This window comes from Nitratidesulfovibrio sp. (genome assembly GCF_040373385.1).
Classification (GTDB): Bacteria; Desulfobacterota; Desulfovibrionia; order Desulfovibrionales; family Desulfovibrionaceae; genus Cupidesulfovibrio.
Genome location: NZ_JBDXXH010000002.1, coordinates 328,611 through 350,834, shown reverse-complemented (window position 1 = coordinate 350,834; position 22,224 = coordinate 328,611). Strand labels below are relative to the sequence as shown.

16 protein-coding genes are annotated in these 22,224 nt (G+C 69.0%); 10 read left to right on the top strand and 6 right to left on the bottom strand.

What is annotated here, in order from left to right:
• Positions 1 to 14: 14 nt before the first annotated feature.
• Together ABWO17_RS04645 and ABWO17_RS04640 are read right to left on the bottom strand one after the other, a co-directional pair.
• Positions 15 to 3,224, bottom strand: a complete 3,210-nt coding sequence (locus tag ABWO17_RS04645; protein WP_353116409.1) for an EAL domain-containing protein — start codon at positions 3,222 to 3,224, stop codon at positions 15 to 17.
• Positions 3,221 to 4,543, bottom strand: coding sequence for an ABC transporter substrate-binding protein (locus tag ABWO17_RS04640; protein WP_353116408.1), 1,323 nt, complete (start codon positions 4,541 to 4,543; stop codon positions 3,221 to 3,223). Before ABWO17_RS04640 ends, ABWO17_RS04645 begins: the two co-directional genes overlap by 4 nt.
• 575 nt (positions 4,544 to 5,118) lie before the next feature.
• On the opposite strand from ABWO17_RS04640, the gene ABWO17_RS04635 reads away from it, so the two are divergent.
• The 7 genes from ABWO17_RS04635 (at position 5,119) to ABWO17_RS04605 (ending at position 14,344) form a co-directional block, all read left to right on the top strand.
• Positions 5,119 to 6,087 (top strand): D-2-hydroxyacid dehydrogenase, encoded by a 969-nt coding sequence (locus ABWO17_RS04635; protein WP_353116407.1) that lies wholly within the window; start codon positions 5,119 to 5,121, stop codon positions 6,085 to 6,087.
• A 30-nt stretch (positions 6,088 to 6,117) separates the two neighbouring features.
• Positions 6,118 to 8,388, top strand: a complete 2,271-nt coding sequence (locus tag ABWO17_RS04630) for a PTS sugar transporter subunit IIC/EAL domain-containing protein (protein WP_353116406.1) — start codon at positions 6,118 to 6,120, stop codon at positions 8,386 to 8,388.
• A gap of 389 nt (positions 8,389 to 8,777) precedes the next feature.
• A complete protein-coding gene (locus ABWO17_RS04625) occupies positions 8,778 to 9,404 on the top strand; it encodes a (2Fe-2S)-binding protein (protein WP_353116405.1) in 627 nt (208 codons plus the stop codon).
• 2 nt (positions 9,405 to 9,406) lie between these two features.
• Entirely contained in the window at positions 9,407 to 11,908 is a 2,502-nt protein-coding gene (locus ABWO17_RS04620) for a xanthine dehydrogenase family protein molybdopterin-binding subunit (RefSeq protein WP_353116404.1), read from the top strand.
• Between the two features lie 18 nt (positions 11,909 to 11,926).
• Positions 11,927 to 13,045, top strand: a complete 1,119-nt coding sequence (locus ABWO17_RS04615; RefSeq protein ID WP_353116403.1) for an FAD binding domain-containing protein — start codon at positions 11,927 to 11,929, stop codon at positions 13,043 to 13,045.
• The gene (locus ABWO17_RS04610; protein WP_353116402.1) at positions 13,042 to 13,890 is read left to right on the top strand and encodes a cytochrome b/b6 domain-containing protein; all 849 of its coding nucleotides are present in this window, start codon (positions 13,042 to 13,044) and stop codon (positions 13,888 to 13,890) included. Before ABWO17_RS04615 ends, ABWO17_RS04610 begins: the two co-directional genes overlap by 4 nt.
• 22 nt (positions 13,891 to 13,912) lie before the next feature.
• Positions 13,913 to 14,344, top strand: a complete 432-nt coding sequence (locus ABWO17_RS04605; protein ID WP_353116401.1) for a hypothetical protein — start codon at positions 13,913 to 13,915, stop codon at positions 14,342 to 14,344.
• Between the two features lie 182 nt (positions 14,345 to 14,526).
• Here ABWO17_RS04605 and thiC read toward each other — a convergent pair whose 3' ends face one another.
• Positions 14,527 to 15,816: a phosphomethylpyrimidine synthase ThiC gene (gene thiC, locus ABWO17_RS04600; RefSeq protein ID WP_353116400.1), complete on the bottom strand. Its 1,290-nt coding sequence runs from the start codon at positions 15,814 to 15,816 to the stop codon at positions 14,527 to 14,529.
• A gap of 259 nt (positions 15,817 to 16,075) precedes the next feature.
• Here thiC and ABWO17_RS04595 point away from each other — a divergent pair, with 259 nt between their 5' ends.
• Positions 16,076 to 17,053, top strand: coding sequence for a glycosyltransferase family protein (locus ABWO17_RS04595; protein ID WP_502914879.1), 978 nt, complete (start codon positions 16,076 to 16,078; stop codon positions 17,051 to 17,053).
• 85 nt (positions 17,054 to 17,138) lie between these two features.
• On the opposite strand, the gene ABWO17_RS04590 is transcribed toward ABWO17_RS04595, so the two are convergent.
• Together ABWO17_RS04590 and ABWO17_RS04585 are read right to left on the bottom strand one after the other, a co-directional pair.
• Positions 17,139 to 17,663 carry a hypothetical protein gene (locus tag ABWO17_RS04590; protein ID WP_353116398.1) on the bottom strand — a complete coding sequence of 175 codons (525 nt, stop codon included), beginning with the start codon at positions 17,661 to 17,663 and terminating at the stop codon, positions 17,139 to 17,141.
• Between the two features lie 37 nt (positions 17,664 to 17,700).
• A complete protein-coding gene (locus tag ABWO17_RS04585) occupies positions 17,701 to 18,537 on the bottom strand; it encodes a hypothetical protein (protein WP_353116397.1) in 837 nt (278 codons plus the stop codon).
• 155 nt (positions 18,538 to 18,692) lie between these two features.
• Here ABWO17_RS04585 and ABWO17_RS04580 point away from each other — a divergent pair, with 155 nt between their 5' ends.
• The gene (locus ABWO17_RS04580; RefSeq protein WP_353116396.1) at positions 18,693 to 20,315 is read left to right on the top strand and encodes a radical SAM protein; all 1,623 of its coding nucleotides are present in this window, start codon (positions 18,693 to 18,695) and stop codon (positions 20,313 to 20,315) included.
• Positions 20,316 to 20,543: 228 nt separating this feature from the next.
• On the opposite strand, the gene purM is transcribed toward ABWO17_RS04580, so the two are convergent.
• Positions 20,544 to 21,596 carry a phosphoribosylformylglycinamidine cyclo-ligase gene (gene purM / locus ABWO17_RS04575; RefSeq protein ID WP_167128042.1) on the bottom strand — a complete coding sequence of 351 codons (1,053 nt, stop codon included), beginning with the start codon at positions 21,594 to 21,596 and terminating at the stop codon, positions 20,544 to 20,546.
• An 88-nt stretch (positions 21,597 to 21,684) separates the two neighbouring features.
• Here purM and ABWO17_RS04570 point away from each other — a divergent pair, with 88 nt between their 5' ends.
• The gene (locus ABWO17_RS04570; RefSeq protein ID WP_353116395.1) at positions 21,685 to 22,185 is read left to right on the top strand and encodes a hypothetical protein; all 501 of its coding nucleotides are present in this window, start codon (positions 21,685 to 21,687) and stop codon (positions 22,183 to 22,185) included.
• The last annotated feature ends 39 nt before the right edge of the window (positions 22,186 to 22,224 follow it).

Here is a 22,224-nt window from a genome sequence, read left to right as displayed (position 1 = left end):
TGCGGCGTGTCATGCTATACCGAACCACCCGCGAAAACACCACCCCCGGCGGGTGGAAACGGTGCCGCGCCCAGCATGGCGGCCAGATCGCCCGCCGAAACCGGCGGCGCGTACAGAAAGCCCTGGGCGTACCGGCACCCCAGCGAGGCCAGGATGTCCGCCTGGGTGGGCGTTTCCACCCCTTCGGCCACGATCTCCAGCCCCAGGTGCAGCCCCAGCGAGACGATGGACCGCACGATGGCCTGGCCGTCGCGGTCATGTTCCAGACCGGACACGAAGCTGCGGTCGATCTTGATGGAATCCACCGGCAGCCGCTTCAGGTAGCCCAGCGAGGAGTACCCGGTGCCGAAGTCGTCCAGGCACAGCCGGATGCCGAGGTCGCGCAGTTGGGCCATGACCGTGATGGCCTGGCTGCCGTGGCGCATCAGCACGCTTTCGGTCACCTCGAAGCGCAGCGCGCGCGGGTCGGTACCGGTGCGATCCAGCAGCATTTCCACGGCGTGGGGCAGGCCCGGCTGCATGAACTGACGACCGGAAATGTTCACGTGCACCACGCCCGGCGGCGGCAGGCCCGCATCGTTCCAGCGGCGCAGTTGCAGGCACACCTCTTCCAGCGCGAAGGCCCCGATGGAGGTGATGAGCCCGGTGTCCTCGGCCACGGGCACGAACTCGGAGGGCGAAATGTCACCCCCTTCGGTGCGCGTCCAGCGCAGCAGCGCTTCCACCCCGTGCAGGGCGCCGTCTTCCAGCGCCACCACGGGCTGGTAGTGCAGGCGCATTTCCTGCCGTTCCACGGCGCGGCGCAGATCGGTTTCTATGGTCAGCAGACGTAGCGCCTCTTCGCGCATGCGCTTGTTGAACACCTTGAAGCGCGACTGGCCCTGCTCCTTGGCGCGGTACATGGCGGTGTCCGCGTCGCGCACCAGTTCTTCCGGCGTGGTGTACTGGTCGGTGCGCAGCACGATGCCGATGCTGGCCGTGGTGAACACCTCGTGCGGGCCGATGCGCACCGGTTCCGCCAGATGCGCCCGGATGCGCCGGGCCACACGCACCGCCGTGCCCCGGGTGGGGGTTTCCTCCAGCAGCACGCCGAACTCGTCACCGCCGAAGCGGGCCACGGTATCCACGTCGCGCACGCATTCGCGCAGTTTCTGGGCCACCACCTTCAGCAGCGCGTCGCCCACGTCGTGGCCCAGGCTGTCGTTGATGACCTTGAACCGGTCAAGGTCCAGGTACAGCATGGCGAAGGTGTAGTTGCGGCGGCGCGCCGCACGCTTGAGGGCCATTTGCAGCCGGTCGTGGAACAGCACGCGGTTGGGCAGCCCGGTGAGCGGGTCGTGGAAGGCCTGGTGCTCCAGCCGTTCGCGGCTTTCGTGGCCCATGGTGACGTCTTCGAGAAAGCCTTCGTAGTACATGGTGGCCCCATCGGCCCCCGGCACCCGCCGGGCATTGACCGACAGCCAGATGAGTTCGCCCCCCTTGCGCCGCCCCCGGAACTCGAAGGCGTTGACCTGTCCGTGTTCCTCCATGCGGGCCACGAATTCGTCGCGCCGGGCCGGGTCCACGTACACCCCGTCACCGATGGATTCCACGCCCTCCAGCATATCCTGTATCCCGTCGTACCCCAGGATGCGGGCCATGGCCGGATTGACGCTCAGGAAACGTCCTTCGGGCGTACTCTGGAAGATGCCTTCCAGGGCATGCTCGAAAATGCCCCGGAAGCGCGCCTCCGCCCGGCGCAGGGCCTGCTCCACGGTGCGGCGCTCGGCGTTTTCCAGCATCAGCTGGGCGTTGGCCCGGCTCAGTTCGCGGGTACGCTCGCGCACCTTGCGTTCCAGCATGCCGTGGGCGCGGTGCAGGGCGTCCTGCGCGCGGCGGCGCTCGGTCACGTCGCGCACCAGGCAGATGCCGTAGGTGGTGCCCATCACCTGCCGCCGCACCAGCGAAAGTTCCACCCAGCAGGGGGTGCCGTCGCGCCGCACGGCGGCCACCTCGCCCGAGCGCAGGGCCATGCCCGTGCCGGATGGGGATGACATGCCTGCACCGCTGGCGTATCCCGCTGACGGGCCGGGCAGCGTGCAGGACACGCCGGGCATGGGCTGTCCGGGCACGTCGGCCCCGTCCAGGAAGGCCAGCAGCGCCGCGTTGTCCTGCACCACGGCCTCGGGCACGATGTCCTCGCCGTCTTCCGTCTCGAAGGCGAATTCGTGGATGCCGTCCCCTGGCACTGGCGGCACCGGCATGTCGGGCGCCACGAAGCCGAACACCTCGCGTACCGGCCTGCCGTCCGGGTCGGCATCCAGGCCGAACATCTCGCACAGGGCCGCGTTGCTGCGCAGCACCCTGCCCTGCGGGTCGGTAACCAGCAGGCCGTCGGCCATGCCCGCCACGATGGTGGAAAGCTGTTCCAGCGCGCCGCCCAGTTCCGCCGTGGCCTGGCGCACCGAATCCTCCAGCCCCTCCACCAGCCCGGCCAAGTCGCCGGACATGGTGTGCATGGCGCGGGAAAGATCGCCGATCTCGTCGTCTGCCTTCATGGCGGGCAGGTCGGGCGAAGCCGAAAAATCATGCGCGGCCACCCGGCGGGCCTGATCGGTCAGGCGCATGAGCGGCCGCGAGATGGAATGCAGCAGCACCCATGCCCCCACGGCGCACGCGGCGAAAAAGGCCAGCCCCAACCCCTGCTGGCGCAGGATGGCGCCGTCGATGTAGTCGCTGATGCGCCCCCGGTCCATGCCGATGTGCACGAAGCCGCCCACGCCGGAAAAGACCGGCATGGTCACGTGCATCACCTCGCGCCCGCCCCCATGCCCATCGGCACCCGCAAGTCCTTCCAGATACAGCCGGTCGCGCAGCACGGTGACCTCGTTCATGCGCGCGCCTGCCAGCGAGGCCACCAGTTCGCGTACCGGTTCCGGCACCACGGGCACGAAGGTGTGGGCCACGGTTTCGCCCCGACCATCCACCACCAGCACGTAGGACACCCCGTCGATGCCCAGGAACTGGTCGATGCGCGACTGCACGGTGGTCACGTCGCGCCCGATCAGGCTTTCCAGGTCCGCCCCGGCAATGGCGCGGGCGATGGCCAGCGCCTTGCTTTCGTATTCGCGGGTCAGCAGGGTGTGCAGGGTCCAGCCGGAGTATATGGACGTGACGGCGGCATACACCCCGAACAGCACGATGAGCCCCCGCAGGGTGCGCCCGAACAGGCGCGAGCGCCTCACCGCCGCCACTCCGAAAAATCGCGCAGGTCCACCGGCACGCCGCCGCGCAGGGTGGAGAAGCGCACCAGCCCCAACCCCTGTTCCGTGGGGGTGTACCGATACGGCTTGCCAACGCCCAGGTCGTACCCGTCAAGCCCGGCCAGGGCCATGCGCAGCCCGGCGGGCGACGGATGCGGCCCCATGCGTTCCAGCGCCCGCACCAGCAGCCGCGCGGCCAGATACCCCTCGAAGCTCACCTCGCCGGGGCTGTGGGAAGGCCCCGCCTGCCCCTCGCCTGGTACGGACGGCGGAACCACATCGTCACCGGGCACGGTCGGCACATCGATGGCATCCGCCATCTCCTCGAAATCACGGCGGTAGTCGATGGCTGCGGGCAGGTTGCCGGTCCACGGGGGCACCACCTCCGCCAGCACGAGGTCGCGCGTGTAGTCGCGCCGCGCGGTGCGCCCCATCTCACCCAGCAATTCCACCAGGTGGTCGCTGTCCACGAACGACGGCATGGCCACGGGGATGACGGGCCTGCCCGTCCGGGGTGGTTTGGGGGTGGATTGGGGGGAAGGCTGTTGCCCGGCGGGGTGGCCAGACGGCTGACCGGCCAGTTGATCCGCACCCTGCGCGGCCAGAAGGTCGCGCAGGTCGCGGATGAAAGCCGCGCACGCGGCATCGGTACCCACGCAGACCACGGCGTCGGGCATGCCTTGCAGGATCAGGCCCGCCTGTTCGGTGAAGTTGGCGTCGCTTCCCGCACCGCGCGGGTAGGACGCCTCCGAGGCCAGGGACAGGCGGCGGCGGGCCAGGGCATCGCGCAGGTCGGCCCAGCCTTCGCGGCCATAGGCATCGGCCTGGTAGAACACGGCGACGCGGGTGCACCCCGCCCCGTGCAAGCGTTCCACCAGTTCGAAAAACTCTGTCTCGTACGAGGCGCGCAGGCGAAACACCAGCCCCTCGTGGCGCGGCAGGGACAGGGGGCGCGCCCCGGTGAAGGGAAACAGCAGCGGCACCGTGCGGTCGGGATGGCCGCCCAGCAGCGGCAGCACCCGCGTGACCGTGGGCGTGCCCACCAGGCCGAACAGCGCGAAAACCCGTTTTTCCTCGATGAGTCGGATGACGTTCCACACGGTGCGCTCGGGGTCGTAGCCATCGTCCATGGCCACGATTTCCACCCGCCTGCCGTGTACCCCCCCCGCTGCATTGACCCGCGCCAGGCAACTGGCCGCGCCGCGATGAAATTCGCGTCCCAGCGAAGCGCCAGGCCCGCTGAAGGGGGCGGACATGCCAAGGCGCACCGGCTCGCCGGGGGCCAGTTCGTCCTCTGCCAAACCGGCCTGACCGGAACGGGAGAATGCAACGGACGCCTCCCCAGGGACCGGGGGTGCCGCATCGGGGGCGGGCGCCCCGGCGATTCGGGAATCCTGGGCCCACAGGAGCCCGGTGGGAAACCCCGGCGTTCGGGTTGCGTCAATGTGGAAAGAACCGCCGGAGGTGGCGGAAATGGTGGCTGCGTTGGCGGCTGCCGTGGCATGCGTGGTGCCGGGGGATACCGGGGAAGCTGCGGGATCACCGAACGGGATGCCGGATGTACTGCCCGTTGTGCCGCCCGGTGTGTTACAGGCCGGGCCGCTGCCGACAGCGTCCTGCGCCGCCCGCCCTCCCGGCATCGCCCACGGGGACAACAGCAGAAGAACCGTGCAGACCACGGCCACACAGAACTGCTGATAGGTCATCCCGGCTTGCGCCTTGCACATGGTCCCCGGTCCCGTATGCGGCTGGTGCCCCCGGATGCGGCGCCGGGCTTTACCCCGGCTGCGGACTCACGTAGAATTCCGAAGGTTACGTTTCGGTTTACTGGACACAACGCCCCGTGGCAACAGAAAAACCTTTTCGGAGTACTGCCATGCGTATCGTCGTACTGGACGGCTACACCCTGAACCCCGGTGACAACCCGTGGGATGCCGTTGCCGCGCTTGGCGAACTGACCGTGCACGATCGCACCCCGCGAGAGGCCATCCGCGAACGTGCCGCGGGCGCCCACATGGTGCTGACCAACAAGACCCCGCTGGATGCCGACACCATCGCCGCGCTGCCCGACCTTGCCTACATCGGCGTGCTGGCCACGGGGTACGATGTGGTGGACATCCGCGCGGCGGCCGCGCGCTCCATCCCGGTGTGCAACGTGCCCGGCTACGGCACCGAGGCCGTGGCCCAGCACGTCTTCGCCTTTCTGCTGGAACTGTGCCGCCGCATTGCCCGGCACGACGCCAGCGTGAAGGTGGGCAACTGGAGCGCCAACAAGGACTGGTGCTTCTGGGAAACCACCCAGATAGAACTGACCGGCAAGACCATGGGCATCGTGGGCTTCGGCAACATGGGCAAGCGCGTGGGGCAAATCGCCAACGCCTTCGGCATGAAGGTGCTGGCCTATTCGCCGAACACCCGCACCATGCCGGGGTACGAGCCGTTCGCCTACGTCTCCCTTGACGAGCTGTTCGCCCGGTCCGACGTGGTCACCCTGCACTGCCCGCTCACCGACGCCACGCGCGGCATGGTCAACCGGGTGCGCCTGGCTTCCATGAAGCAGGGCGCCATCCTCATCAACACCGCGCGCGGTCCCCTGCTGGACGAGGCCGCCGTGGCCGCCGCCCTCAACGACAACCATCTGGGCGGCCTTGGCGTGGATGTGGTGGCGGTGGAACCCATCCGGCCGGACAACCCACTGCTGACGGCCAAGAACTGCCTGATCACCCCGCACCTTGCCTGGGCCACCCTGACCGCGCGCCAGACCATGATGCGCATCACGGCGGACAACATCCGCGCCTTCCTGGCCGGTTCGCCCGCCAACGTGGTGAATGCGCCCAAGGCGTAACGCGGTCCGCCGCATCCCCCAGGAGACCGCATGAAGGCGGGCACCGCCGAAGAAACCGTTCCGCCGTCCACGGGCGGGGAACGGACCACGGGTGACGTGGCCGCCCACAACGCGGCCCGCCGTGTTGCCCCGTGGTGGCGGCCACTGGCGGTGGTCTTTACCGACGTCACCGAGCGCGTGGCCGACCAGCCCGTAATCATCGCGGTGCAGCGCGCACTGGCCCTGGTGCTGCCGCTGGTCACGGTGGGCGCCTTCGCGCTGATGGTGCGGCACACGCCCTTCCCCATGCTGCGCCGGGCGCTGGACGCGCTGTTCGGCACGGCGTGGATCACCATGGGCGACGCCCTGATTTCCGGCACCTTCGGCATCGCCGCGCTGGCCGTGCTGTGCGCCTTCAGCGGCACCATGGCCATGGTATACAACCAGCGGCGCGGCGGGCAGTTCGTCAGCCCGGTCATGTCCGCCATCGTCGTGGTGGCCTGTTTTTTCGTGGTCACCAACCCGGCCAGCGACATGCCCTGGCGCGACATGTTCTCCATGGACCGGGGCCTGCTGCTGGCGTTCCTCGTTTCCGTGAGCGGGTCGGGGCTGTTCCTGCGCCTGTCGGACGTGAAACGCCTGCAACTGCCGCTGGAGGCCGTGGGGCACGACCCGGTGGTGCGCGACATCCTGACCGTCATGCCCGCAGGCATGCTGACCATCGTCATCTTCAGCCTGTTGCGCGTGGGCCTGGTGGATACCGGCATCACCGACCTGCACGGCGCCTTGCGCACCGCCATGAGCCAGCCCTTCATCGAGGGGGGCAACACCCTGGGCCTCGGCCTGCTGTACACGAGCCTGTCGCAGGTGCTGTGGTTCTTCGGGGCGCACGGCCCCAACCTGCTGTTTCCCATAGAGGACGCCATCTTCGCCCCCGCCGGTGTGGCCAACGCCGCAGCATTGGCGGCAGGCCAGGCGCCGCCGTTCGTGCTGACCAAGACCTTCTTCGACGTGTTCACCCGCATGGGCGGCTCCGGCAGCACGCTGTGCCTCATCGCCGCCATCCTGTACGCCAGCCGCGACAGCGGCACCCGCAGGCTGGCCCTGGTGTCCCTGCTGCCCGCGCTGTGCAACGTCAACGAACCGCTGCTGTTCGGCCTGCCCATGGTCATGAACCCGGTGTACCTGATACCCTTCCTGCTGGTGCCGCTGGCACAGACCGTCGCCGCGCATGCCGCCACCCTGCTGCATCTTGTGCCATACACCGTGGCCGACGTGGTCTGGACCACCCCGCCCCTGCTCAACGGCTATGCGGCCACGGGCTCCGTGGCCGGTTCGCTGATGCAGGCGTTCAACCTGGGCCTCGGCATGGCCCTGTACCTGCCTTTCGTGCGGGCATCCGACGCCTTGCGCGAACGGCACGGCAGGCACATCCTGGCCGCGCTGCTGCGCACCGCCAACGGCAACGAGGTGGGACCGGGCGGGCGCAAGTGCATCGACCAGCCGGGCGAACAGGGCCGTCTGGCCGCCTCGCTGGCCAACGATCTGGCCGCCGCCCTTGCCCGCGAGGGCGAACTGTTCATGGAATACCAGCCCCAGACAGGGGTGGATGGGCACCCGCACGGGGCCGAGGCGCTGCTGCGCTGGCGCCATCCGGCCTACGGGCGCATTGCGCCGCCCATCACCGTGGCCCTGGCCGAAGACATCGGCATCATCGACCGGCTGGGCATGTTCGTGCTGCATCGCGCCTGTGCCCGGCGCGTGGCGTGGACAGGGCTGGTGCCCGACGGCTTCGTCATGTCGGTCAACGTGGCCCCGCGCCAGTTGCAGAACCCGCGCTTCGACCGTGACGTGCTGGCCGTGCTGGCGCGCACCGGCCTTGCCCCGCACCTGCTGGAACTGGAGCTGACCGAATCCACCGTGCTGCTGCCGGACGCGCGCACCATCGAAGCGTTGCACCGCCTGCGCGCGGCGGGCGTGCGCGTGGCCATCGACGACTTCGGCATGGGCCATGCCTCGCTGCGCTACCTGCGCGAGTTTCCGGTGGACACGGTGAAGATCGACCGTTCGCTGACCGAGGCCAGCCACGGCGACATCAACGAACACATCGTGCGCAGCATCGTGGACCTGGCCCGCAGCCTGGACATCACCACCGTGGTGGAAGGGGTGGAACGGCACGAGCAGTTCGTGCGCTTCGTGGAACTGGGGTGCCAGGTCTTCCAGGGCTACCTGTTCAGCCGTCCGGTCGACGCCGCCCAATGCCTGGCGGTGGTGGCCGGATGGGGCAACGGCGCAGGCCGCACTCTTTTCACCGCTCCGTAGGCAGCGGCATACGCGCCGACACTACCTGCTCACCCCCCCGTCAACGCTTCCGGCAGGCATGCGCCCGTGCGCATGCCTGCCATTCCTTCGTCTGCCGCATGGCCCGGCTGGCTCACCGGTGCCATGCCCCTCGGGCCAGCAAGACGCCCCAAAGAGAATTAGGCAACGTTTCGCCAGAAAAATGCAAAGACATGCAGTCACGAATAGGCGAAAAAGGATGGCAGAATCAGGTGCCGTCTCCCCCCGCCATGGCCGGGAGAACCTGCAGGCACGGGCGGCGGACATTCCGGCCACCGCCTGATGGCGGCCCGCAGGCCTTGCGCCAGCCCCACCGGCGCACCGCGGCCCTACAACTGTCCGGCTCCGCCGGGACACCATACGGAGTTGCGATGTGCGATCATGATGCGGTCATGTCGCGCCCGGCGGGCATGACCAGGCGGCAGTTCATCAGAAGCGTCATAGCCACCGGCGTGGTTTCCTTTTCCGTGCCGCTGCTTCCCGCGCGCGGCGGCGCGGCGGCACGAACCGCCCCGGGCACGGTGGAACGGCTGGTCACGCTGACCGTCAACGGAATGCGGCGCCGCGTGGACGTGCTGCCCAACGAAACCCTGGCCCAGACCCTGCGCGGCAAGCTGGGACTGACCGGGGTCAAGGTCGGCTGCGACAGGGCCGAATGCGGGGCCTGTACCGTGCTGGTGGACGATGTACCGGTCTATTCCTGCTCCACCCTCACCCACAGCGTCCTGGGCAAGGCCATTCTCACGGTGGAGGGCCTCGCCAGCCCCGGCGGTGAGTTGCATCCGCTCCAGCAGGGCGTCCTGGACGAACAGGGCTTTCAGTGCGGCTACTGCGCGCCGGGCTTTCTCATGACCGCCCTCGGCTACCTGAAGACCAACCCCGACCCCACCCGGCAACAGCTGGCCCACGGCGTTTCAGGCAACCTCTGTCGTTGCCAGGATTACGACAAGATCCTCACCGGCCTCCTGCGCGGGGCCGAATACATGCGAAGGGGGTAGCCATGCCGACGGACGCCGCCCTGTTCACCCCGAACCTGACCGGACGCGACTACACAACGCCCGATCTGCGCGCCAAGCTCACCGGCGCGGCCCGCTACGCCGAGGACTTCCGGGCCGAAGGCATGCTTGCGTGCCGACTGCTGACCAGCCCCATGCCCCATGCGCGGGTCGCCCGCCTGGACACGCGCGCCGCCCAGGGCATGCCTGGTGTGCGCGCCATTCTCACCGCCGACGAACTGCCGCCCCCGGCGGATTCGGTGGCCGACAGCGGCGCCACCATCAAGGCCAGCCCGTGGGCAGAGCCCGCCCTGAGCATGGAACCACTGCACCAGGGCGCTCCCGTGCTGGCCGTGGCGGCCGTTGACGACGCCACCGCCGTCGCCGCCATCGAGGCCATCGAGATCGAATTCGCTCCCCTGCCCTTCGTCACGGACCCGCTGGACAGCCTGCGCCCCGGCGGCCCCGACGCCCGTACCGGGGGCAACGTCTGGCTCCCCCCCGCCAAGGCGGGCGAACAGGCCGCGGTGGGACGGCTGAAATGGACGGACGAGGACTTCCGCGCCGCCGGTCCGGGCAGGTTGCCCATGGGCAAGGCCGCCGCGGAATGGAGCTACGGCGACGTGGAGGCCGGCTTCCGGCAGTCCGCGCTGGTGCTGGACGAAAGCTTCGTCACCCCCAACGTCAGCCATCAGGCCCTGGAGACGCGCTCCACCCTGGCCTGGTGGGAAAACGGCAAGCTGTTCCTGGCTGCGGGCACCCAGAGCACCATCCAGACCGTACCGGCCATCGCCCGCTGGCTGAACATGGACCCCAAGGACATCGTGTTCCTCAGCGAGTACACGGGCGGCGGCTTCGGCGGCAAGATCACCGCCTCGGTGTCGGTGATCATCCCCGCCCTGCTGTCGCGCAAGGCCAATGCCCCGGTCATGCTGCGCGTCACCCGCGAGGAGGAACAGTACATCGGCCGGGCCAGGCCCAGTCTCGCCGGGCGCATGAAGGCCGGCTTCTCCCCGGAAGGCCGCCTTCTGGCGCTGGACCTGTTCGTGGTGCAGGACAACGGCCCCTACGAGCAGCAGCACGACGCCGCCATTGCCGGGCGCATGGGATCGCTGCTCTACCAGCCCCAAGCCATGCGCTGGCGGGGGGTGCCGGTACTCACCAACACGCCCGTGCGCGGCGCGCAGACGGCCCCCGGCGGGTTGCAGGTCAGCGCCTTCATGGGGCCGCTGCTGGCCAAGGCCGCGCGGCGGCTCAACCTCGACCCGCTGGACGTGTGCCACATCAACGCGCCCGCGGGCCGCGCCCCCGTCGGGCCTCCCAGGCCGGACGGCACGCTCAACGCCGCCACCAGCGCCTTCGTGCGCGAAGCGCTGGACAAGGGGGCCCAGGCATTTCGCTGGGGCGAACGGCGCGCCCGCCCGGCGGACGCGGGCACGGTGCGGCGCGGCATCGGAGTGGCCACGGGGTGCTTCGTGGCCGGAACCGTGGGATTCGACGGATTGTTCATCATCACCCCCGAGGGACGGCTGCGCATCCACTGCGGGGTCGGCAACCTGGGCACCGAATCGTTCAGCGACGTGCAGCGCGTGCTGGCCGACGCCATGGATGTACCTTGGGAAGCCTGCGAAATTCTGTGGGGCAACACGGCCCGGCATCTGCCGTGGAGTTGCATTTCCGGCGGCAGCCAGACCATCCATTCCATGTCGCGCGCCGCCCTTGCGGCGGCCCTTGACGCCCGGCGCAAGCTTGTCGGTATCGCCGCAGCCACCCTGGGCGGCGCGCCGGAGGACTACGACGTCGGCGGCGGACGGGTATTCCGGCGCGGCGACGGGCGCGGCCTGAGCCTGGGAGAGGCGGCGCGGCGGGCCATCGAACTCGGCGGCGCCTACGACGGCCACGAATGTCCGGCCGACGTGCACGGGATGACCAGGACGGCCGTTGCGGCCCTGGCCGGGCAGGGACTCGTGGCCGTGGCCCGCGACGCCTTTCCCAGGGACGGACAGAGTTACTCGTACGTCGCCGCCTTCGCCGAGGTGGAACTGGACACCGAAACCGGCATGTACCGCATCACCGACTTCCATGCCGAGGCCGACGCCGGCCGCGTCGTCCATCCCCGCGCCTTCGGCGGACAAATGGTGGGCCGCTCCATGCTCGGCATCGGTCATGCCACCACCCAGAAATGGTTCTATGACACCCGCTACGGCCTGCCCGTGGCCAAGCGTTTCCACCAGACCCGCCCGCCGACCATCCTCAGCATGCCCGAGCGGTTCACCTGGGGGGCCGTGGGCATCCCCGACCCGCAAACCCCAGTGGGGGCGCGGGGCATCGGCGAGCCGCCCACCGGCGCCGCCTGCGCCGCAGTGCTGTGCGCGCTGGCCCACGCCATGGGCGACGACGCGTTCATCCGCGCGCCGGTCATGGTCGACGCCGTGCTGGCCGCAATGGAACCGGAAAACGGAAAGAACCGCGCGAACCGCCCGCGCAGCCTTTCGGCCAACGTCTGACCCGCACAGGAGCCCGACATGGCAACAGTACGCGACGGCATGCCGCACTTCGACCTGTACCAGCCGGACAGCGTGGAGGACGCCCTTGCCCTGCTGGACCGGCTGGGACGGGGCGCCCATATGGACGGCGGCACGGACGGGCCTCTCCGGGCGTGGGTGCTGGCGGGAGGGCTGGACTGCCTGGAACGGTTCAAGGACCGCATCAGGCATCCTTCGGCCGTGGTCGACCTTGCCCGCGTCGGCGCCCTGCGCGGCGTGCGCCGCGAGGGTGACGAGACGGTCATCGGCCCCATGACCACCCTTGCCGAAGTGGCCCGCCATCCGGACATCCGCGAACGGTTCGGCCTGCTGGCCGAGGCGGCCGCGCAGGTGGCATCGCCGCAGATCCGCAACCAGGGTACGCTGGGCGGCAATCTTTCGCAGGACGCCCGCTGCTGGTACTATCGGGACGGCTGGCCCTGCTACCGGGCTGGGGGCAACATCTGCTACGCCGCCGCGCCCGGCGCCATGAACCGCGAGCACGCGGTGTTCGGCGCGCGCCGTTGCGTGGCCGTTTCGCCCTCCGACACGGCCCCGGCGCTCGTAGCGCTGGAGGCGCGCCTGGTCATCCGCAACGCCGCGCGCACGCGGATGGTGGCGGCGGAGGACTACTTCCTCGGGCCGGAAACGGACATCACCCGGCTTACCGTGCTCGAACCCGACGACCTGCTTGTGGAAATCCGCATTCCGCCGACCTGGGCCGGAACCCGGTTCCATTTCGAGAAGGTGCGTGACCGGCCGGTATGGGATTTCTCGCTGGCCAGCGTCGCCGCCGCCATGCGGCAGACCGGCGACCGCATCGACCAGGCCCGACTTGTCCTCGGCTCGGTGGCGGCCCGGCCGTGGCGGCTGCCCCAGGTGGAGGCGGCACTGGCCGGCCGCCCCCGCGAGGAGGCGGCGGATGCCGCGGACCTTGCCGTGCGGGGGGCCGTGCCGCTTGCCCACAACGGCTACAAGGTGACCCTGGCCCGCAATCTGGCGCGGCGCGCCATTCTCGGGCAGCCCCCCGGCGCGCCATCCCTGGCGATGGGGGCGTCCGGCCTGATGGGAGCCCCCGACCCGTCCCCCGCCCGGCAAACCGGCAAGGAGGCGTCATGAATCTCGTCACGTGGGGTGTTTCGCCCTGGGGGCAACCCATCATCCTGCACGCCGCCTGGCATCTGCTGTGGTATGCCCTGATCGCGGGAGTGGCCTTCGTCCTCGCGCACGCGGCGTGGGTGCTGCTGCGCCCGTCGCCCGCGCCCGGCCCCGGCTCCGTCGGCGCCTCCGGCACCGCCGACGCCCTGCCCCGGCGCATCGTCCGCCACTCGCTGCCCGCCCGGATATTTCACTGGGTCATGGCGACGGCCATGCTGGTACTGCTGGGCACGGCCTTCCTGCCCAAGGCGGGCCTGCCTTTCGACTGGGTGGGGGCGCACGTGTGGGCTGGTGCGGTGCTGCTGGCGGCCATCGCCTTCCATGTGGTCCATGCCCTGTGCTGCATGGATTTCCGGGCCATCTGGCCCACGCCGGGCGACCTTGGCGAACTACGGGGGATCATCGATCCCCCGCAGTTCGCCAAGGTCGCGGACGGCCCGGTCCGCCGCCCCGGCAAATACCCGCTCGGCAACAAGCTCTACCACCTGGCGCTGGTTGCCGTGGGACTCACCCTTGCCGCCACCGGACTTGCCCTGCTGGTCCGCGTGCCCACCCCGTTCCTGCCCCACGCCCCCCACAGCCTGTTCGACGACGCGGGCTGGGGCGCCGTTTATGCCTTGCATGGGCTGGCCGGTCTTTCGCTCGTCGCGCTGGTCATCATCCACGTCTACTTCGCCCTGCGCCCCGAAAAACGGCCCATCACCCTGTCCATGCTCACCGGCGCCATGGACCGAGACTACTACCTCACCCACCACGACCCGGAACGCTGGCGGGTGGACGCCTCCCCGCCCCCCATCACCCAATGACCGCAACGGAGCCATGGACGCCATGCCCCACCGCGACGATGTCGCCATGTACTGCGACGCCATAGAGGAATGCTACGAATTCATGCTGGCTTACGCCGCCCAAGGCGTGGCCGACGACCACGAGAGCCGCAACGGCGCGCAACTGCGGCAACTGCTGGCACGGGCGGTCGATGCCGCGTCGGGCCTGCCGGACGCCTGCGCAGCCGTGGCCGCCACCATGCCGCCCGACGTGGCGAGACCGTTCGAAGCCTACGCCGGCATGCTTCGCGCAGATGCGGAGAAAGCCCTTGCGGCCCTGCGCCTGGTGCTTGCACAGCCGCGCATATCATCCCAACTCGTGGATAACCTGAACGCCTCGCTGCACGTGCGCACCCTGCTGACCGACGTGTTCCTGCTCGACGAGGTGCTGGCCGCCGGAAACACTGCTGCCGGGAACGCCGAACCCGGAGGATAGGTGTGCCCGTCGCGGCCGTGTGGACGAGACCGCGACACGCGAACGGGAAAACGGGAAGGATGTCGGCATCCCTCCCGTTTCCGGATTCCATCCGCCGCCTGACCCGGCCCAGCCCGGCCCGGCTATCCAAGCATGCCCTGGGGTTCGTGGGGGTCCGTGAGATCAGGCGGCGCGACGCGAGGCTACAGCGTGCCCTGCGGGTCGTCGCGCAGCATCTTCACGGCGCAGAACTTGCCGCACATGGCGCATTCCTCTTCATTGCGGTGCTCGCCACGTCGGGCATCCACCATTTCCGGGTCCAGGGCGCAACGCTTCATGCCGTCCCAGTCAAGGGCCATGCGGGCCCGCGACATGCCCGCCTCGCGTTCCAGTGCGTGACGGCGGCCAAGGGCCACCTCGCCCGCCTGCGCGGCGATGCGCGAGGCCATGACACCGGCCTTCACGTCCTCGATGGTGGGCAGGGTAAGGTGTTCGGCGGGGGTAAGATAGCACAGGAAGTCCACCCCGGCGCGCACGCCGATGGCCCCGCCGATGGCGCCAGCGATGTGGTCGTAGCCCGGCGAGCTGTCGATGGTCAGCGGGCCGAGCACGTACAGCGGCGCGTTGTTGGTCAGCTTCTTGATGCCGACGATCTGCGCCTCCACCTCGTGCATGGGCACGTGGCCGGGGCCTTCGATCATGCATTGCACGCCTTCGGCCAGGCCCGCCTTGGCCAGGCGCCCCAGCATCATCACCTCGTCCCACTGGGCGGCATCGCCCGCGTCGGCGCCGGCGCCGGGGCGCAGCCCGTCGCCCAGCGACAGGGTGACGTTGTGCTTGCGGGCGATTTCAAGAATGCGGTCGTACTGTTCCAGCAAGGGGTTTTCCTTGCCGTTCTTGCGCATCCAGCGGGCCAGGATGGACCCGCCGCGCGAGACGATGCCCAGCACCCGGCTGCCCTCGGTGGCCCATTCGGCGCCGCGCCGGGTCAGGCCGCAGTGCACGGTCATGAAGTCCACGCCCTGCTCCGCCTGCATCTCGATTTCGGCGAACAGCTCTTCCGGGTCCATGCCCGCCGGGTCCTTGCCCTTGTCCAGGTACTTCTGGGCCACGGAATACAGCGGCACGGTGCCCAGCGGCAGCGGACAGGCGGCCAGCATGCCCTTGCGGATGGCCAGCAGGTCGCCCGCGATGGAAAGGTCCATCACGGTATCGGCCCCGGCGGCAAGCGCAGCGGCCAGCTTCTCTATTTCACGCTCGGGATTGTTGCACAGGGGCGAGGTGCCGATGTTGGCGTTGACCTTCACGCGGGAAGGCTGGCCCACAAGCAGCGGACGCAACGAAGGGTGCGACGGATTGCCCAGCAGCACCATGGTGCCGCCTTCGATGCCGTCGCGGATGGTTTGGGGCGCAAGGCCCTCGTCCGCGGCCAGGGCCGCGAGATGGGTGTCGAGAACGCCCGCGAGCGCGGTGTTCCGGGTAAGGATGGACATGGGTGGTCCCCGCTGCTGACTCAACGGGAAGGGGCCGGTGACGCCGACAACACGACATCCCAGCACTATCCGTTCGCACGGCGGCTGGCAAGGGGAAAGCGGTAGCGTGGCCGCCACCATGACGGCCACCCGCGCGAGTCATTACTCGTCGGGCTCGCGCCTTTACCGTCGGGCCTGCGCCCTTGCCGGGCAGGCCCGCGTTGCGCCCGCCGCCCCGGCACGGTATACCCCGGCCATGACTGACGAACGCGGTACCCCCATGCGCAAGCTGTTCTGGATCGGCAGCCCGTTCTTTGCGCAGGCCCTGCGCGACGAGGGCTGGCAGGTGCACGCCATGGACTTCCAGCAGGTTGCGGTGTTCGGCTGGGACGACCTGGTGCGCGAGGCGGGCTGGGAACCCGACGTGGTGGTGGTGGCGGACAAGAGCCGCCCGCCCTTTGTGCTGGGCATGGAATCGTTTCCGTGCCTGACGGTGTTCTACTGCGTGGATTCGCACATCCACAGTTGGTACCCGCTGTATGCCCAGGCCTTCGACGTGTGCCTGATGAGCCTGCGCGACCACATTCCGCTGGTGGCCGGGCGACGCCTGCCGGACGAACGCATCTGGTGGACCCCCGCCTTCGCCAAGGACACGGACCTGCCGCGCCCCCCCGCGCCGGAATGGGACCTGCTGTTCGTGGGCACCGTGGACGCGGCCCGCACCCCTGCCCGTCACGCCTTCCTGCAACAGTTGGGGCAACGCCTGCCCGGCCTGCACGTTACCCGTGGCGACTACCGGGCGCTGTACCCGCGCGGGCGGCTGCTGCTGAACTACTGCGAACACGGCGACCTGAACTTCCGGGTGTTCGAGGCGTTGGGCTGCGGCGGCTGCCTGGTCACGCCGCGCATCGGCCACGGCCTCGGCGACCTGTTCGAGGACGGACGCGACCTTCTGCTGTACGAACCCGACGACATCGACAGCCTGATGGAGGTTGTCCGCACGGCGCTGGCCGATCCCGAACGGTGCGCGCGCATCGCCGCAACGGGCCAGGCCAACGTGGACGCCGCCCACCGGGCACGCCACCGGGCACGCGACTTCACCAAACGGCTGCTCGGGCTGCCACAGGGCATCGTGGCGGAACGCCTTGCCCGGGTTGACGACATCCGCCGCACCCACCTGCGCCTGATCTACCTGCTGCTGGCCGAACAGATGCCTTCGCCCCTGCTGCGCGAGGCATACCTGACCGCCGCCCGCTGAACGCGAAAACGCCCGGCGGCCTGTGCGGCAAGCCGGGCGCATGTCATCCCGCGAATTTTGGTGCCATCGGATACGTCGGCGCGGCTCAGGCCTTGTCCCCGCCCCCCTCGGCGGGGGGCGGTCCGGCTTCCGGCGCGACGGCCACCCGGGTCTGCCGTTTGTGCTCGTCGCGCTCCGCGCGCAGCACATCGGGGGCAACGAAGCCCAGCAGGGCCAGTATCTCTTCCGTCGGCAGCGGATTGCCGGTATTGCGGCGGTAGGCCTCGGCCTTGGCAACCTGATCGGCGTTCACCAGTCCCTTGCGCACCAGACGCTCGGGCAGGCCTTCGCGCTGTTCGGTGGCGGACTGCACGGCGGCATCGCGCAATTGCCGGGCACGGTCGGCCTCGTGCTCCGCGTGGGTATGCAGGCGACCGCGCATGGATGCCACGCTGGCCTGAAGGGTACCGAATTCCTCGGTCAGGTTGGCCAGACGCAGTTCCATGAGTTGCACGTCGCGCTCAAGGGCCGCCTCGGCCAGGCGCGATGCGCCACCGCCACCGCCCCCCAGCTTGGTGTACAGCAGCACTCCCGCCACGCAACAGGCCAACAGTATGTAGACGATGTCCATGCGTCACCCGCCCTTGAGCAACCAGTTCGCCGTGCCGCTAGTCGTCCAGCTTCAGGCCGGGCAGTTCTCCCTTGCCGCGCGAGGCACGGGACTCGGCCCGACGTTCGCGGGGGGTGGTCCCGTCCGGCAGATCGGAGCGCCCGTTGCCGAAGGAAAGCAGATCCGTCCCGTCGGTGGTTCGCGGGGTGAGCGGGGCGGGGTAAGGCTCGTAGTCGTCGCCTTGCCGGGTCGGGCCGCCGAAGGCGTCCAGGGAGGAAGCATCCAGCGCGGAGGTATCCAGACCGCCACGCCTGTCGCCCGATACGCCCGAGGTTCTCGTTGCCGGTGCGGTCAGGTCGAGGCTGGGCAGTTCCACCTCGTGCCGGTCTGCCTCGCGCGGCGCGTCGGCCATGTCGCCCGGCCTCAAGCCGGACACGCCGTCATATCCCAGGCCGGATTCGTCGGCAGGCTGGCGGTCCACCAGTTCCACGGGTTCCTCGAAGTCCATGGCCAGGCCGCCCGGCAGGTTGGGATCGGCGTCCTCGTGCACCAGGCCGTACAACGGATCATCTCCGGCGCCATACCCCGTGTCGGTGCGGGCGTCCGGCCCGGTGCCGTACTGGACGTGATACTGGCCTGCCGGTTCGTCGAACGCGTCGGCCCCGGCATCCGCGTGGGCGACGGGCGGCAGCCCGGCCGCAGCCGCGCGCTGGGCGCGGGCCAGTTCGTTCACCCGCGCCTCCAGCGTGCGCAGGCCCGAAGCCAGCGCGGCGTGCTCGTCACGCATGCCGCGCGCAATCTCTTCCATGCCGCGCAGCACGAAATAGAACATCACCAGCAATCCCGCAAAGCACAGCAGGATGAACATCATGAACATGGTGGCGTTGTCGAACATGGTCCTTTTCACTCCCGGAAAAAAAAGGCGGCATTTCCCCGGCCACCGACCAGCGGGCCGGATATGCACTTGCCGGGGAACCCCGCTTGCAGTAACCATCCGGCACCTAGCACATCCCACGATGCACCACAATACATGAGAACAAAGGGCACCACATGGCCTCATCCAATATCCGCCCCCACCTTGTCGTGGCCGACGAAAACGGCGAAATCTACGACCACCCGGACCTGCTGATGGTCTGTCGGCGCGGGCACGAATTCGCCCTGCCCCGCCCCGACGAACTGATGCCCCTGCCCGACGAGAGCGAACTGTTCCTGCTGCCGGGCCGCCGCGCCGTGGGGCTGGACCCGGAAACCGGCGAGGCCGTGGGTATGGACGAACTGGCCGTGGCCGCCTTTGCCGCGCCCGCGCACACCCTGACCGCCCACCCCGCCTACGTCAGCGAGGCGGACGCCCCCACCCTGCCCCTGTTCGCATACGGCGCCGTGGGTTTTGCCAACGGACGCTTCTACGTCTGCGCCAAGCGGGTGGACGAATCGAACCGTCAGGTGTTCCGGGGCATCCACCGCAAGAAGGTGGAACAGACCGCCCGCGAACTGATGCGCCGCTACCCGGACAACCGGCTGATGCAGCACCTGACCGCCAAATGCGCCCTTACCTATTCCTGCCCCGCCGCGCGCAACCTGTGCCTTGGCCGGTACGAGGCGCCGCTGCCCGTCTCTCGCGCGTGCAACGCCCGCTGCGTGGGCTGCATCTCGCAGCAGGAGACCGGGTCGCGCATTTGCGCCACGCCGCAGAACCGCATGGCCTTCACCCCCACGGCGGCGGAAATCGTGGAAGTGATGCGCCACCACGCCCGCAACGAAGTGGCCGAGCCGGTCTTTTCCTTCGGCCAGGGCTGCGAGGGCGAGCCGCTGACCGAGGCCCCGCTGATCGAAGAAGCGGTGCGCCTGTTCCGCAGCGACGGCGGGCGCGGCACGGTGAACCTGAATTCCAACGCCTCGCTGCCGGGTGCCGTGGAGCGCATTGCCGGGGCGGGGCTTACCTCGCTGCGGGTCAGCCTGAACAGCGCCCGCGAAGAGTCGTACAACCGCTACTACCGTCCGCACGGCTACACCCTGTCGGACGTGCGCGAAAGCATTGCCACCGCGCGGCGGAACGGGGTGTTCGTCTCGCTGAACCTGCTGTATTTCCCCGGTATCACCGACACCGAGCCGGAACTGGAAGCCCTGCTGGACATGATCCGCACCTGCGGCGTCAGCTTCATCCAACTGCGCAACCTGAACATCGACCCGGAAATGTACCTGGAACTGCTGGAAGGCATCGAATTCGGCCCCAACATGGGGCTGGTCAACTTCCGCAAGCGGCTGCGCAGGGAATGTCAGTGGCTGGGCTTCGGCTATTTCAACCCATATCTGGGCGACCGGGCGGACCTTACGGAGCGGGGCGTGCCCCTGCCCGGTGAATGGCAGCCCACGCCGCTGGCCGACCTGCTGCGCGATGCGCCGGAGGCCAACCCCGACGGACCGGATGTATCGGACGGATCGACCAACCCCGACGGACCGGACGGACCGGATGTATCGGATGTATCGGACGGGCCCGATTCCCCCGAAAAGGGCACGCCGCGTACGGGCGGTTCCCGAACGGCGGAAGACCTGTCCGGCGTCGAGGACACCGAACCCGATGACGCCGACGAAGGTCTGCCCGAAGGGCATCTGGAAGCCGGACCGCACGAGGGGGTTCCCGACGACGATCAGGCCTGTGGCTGCGAGGACTGACGCACCCCGCGCCCCTGCCCGCCATCCGCATGACAGGCATCCGCCTGACAGGGCACGGCATGATCACACCGGCATGACACCGCAACGGGCCGGAACCTCAGGGTTCCGGCCCGTTATCCATTCCGTGGGCCAACCACGGCCCCCCGGCAAAAGAACGGGGCCGCTCCCGAAGGAACGGCCCCGATGGCATGCACTGTACGTCGTCGTGCGGGCCAGGGACGTGAGGCTTTAGAAGGCCACCTGCACCTGCTCCGCCGCCTTGTCGCGACGGCGATCAATGGTGCCGATGCGCCAGGCCTGGGCGTGCATGGCGTTGACGCGCCCCAGCACCTCGTCGCACACGTCGGGCGAGACGATCATGATGTAGCCGATGCCGCAGTTGAATATCTGGAGCATTTCCGGCCAGGTCAGGTTGCCCTGGGCCAGCAGCCAGTTGAACACCGGCGGCACGGTCCACGAGCCGAAATCGATGTGCGCCTCGACGGTGGCGGGCAGCACGCGGGGGATGTTGTCGTAGAAGCCGCCGCCGGTCACGTGTATCATGCCCTTGATGTCGAAGTCGCGCATCACCGAGCGCACGATGTCCACGTAGATGGCGGTGGGTTCCAGCAGCACCTCGGCCACGGTGCGGTCAGAGCCGGGCAGCGGGTCGTCGCCGTTCAGGCCGCTTTGGGCCAGCACCTTGCGGGCCAGGCTGTAGCCGTTGGAATGCAGGCCGGTGGAGGCAATGCCGATGATGGCGTCGCCCACGCGGATGGACGAGCCGTCCACGATGCGCGTGTTGTCCACAAGGCCCACGCAGAAACCCGCCAGGTCGTATTCGCCGGGGGCGTACATTTCGGGCATTTCGGCGGTTTCACCGCCCAGCAGGGCGCAGCTTGCGCGGCGGCAGCCCTCGGCCACGCCGGAAATGACGCTGGCGGCCACGTCCACGTCCAGCTTGCCGGTGGCGAAATAGTCGAGAAAGAACAGCGGCCGGGCGCCCTGCACCAGAATGTCGTTGACGCTCATGGCCACCAGGTCGATGCCCACAGTGTCATGCTTGCCGAACTGGAAGGCGCACTTCAGCTTGGTGCCCACGCCGTCGGTGGAGGAAACAAGGACCGGTTCGTCCATCCCCGCAAGATCCGGCTTGAACAGGCCGCCGAAGCCGCCGATGTCGGATATCACGCCATTGGTATGCGTGCGGGCTACAATGGATTTGATGCGCGACACGAGGGCATTGCCGGCGTTGATATCCACCCCCGCATCGGTGTAGGCTTTGGAACGGTCCTCAGACATTAACGTAGGCTCCTTGAGTCATCTGGCTTCGGATTTTCCGGAAGCCCTTCATAGGCTTTTACCCCCCGAAGCGCAAGAGGAACACACCATGAAACCCCTGCTGGCACGGGCCTTACTCAATGCTATACTGGTAACGGGCATGCTGTCCACAGCGGCTTTGCCGGGCACTGCCATTGCCCGCGAAAGCACCCCCGTGCGGGCGACCCCCCACGCCCTCATGGCCGCGGCCGCGGCCGCGACCGGCTCCAACGGCACGGAGGGCGGCATTCCCCCGCAGCAGGAGCGGCCCCGCCACGACACCTTCATGGGGACCGGCGGGGACCAGTCGTACATCGGGCGCGACCCGGACACCGGTGACCGGGTCATGGAATCCAAGGGGCCGCCCCGGCATCAGGACATGCCGCAACAACAGGTACCCATGATCATCGCGCCCGAGGTCAACGTGAACGGCACGTGGGGACAACCGCAGGGTGGCAACAGCGGAAACAGTGGGAACAGCGGCAATTGGGGAAACAGCGGAAGCAGCGGCGGCGTGATGCGGCCCACCCCCCTGCCCCCCGGCGGCATCGGGACGGGCAGGCGGCAGTAGCCACGCTTCGGGATGGTTGCTTCCGACCTGCTCCGCAGG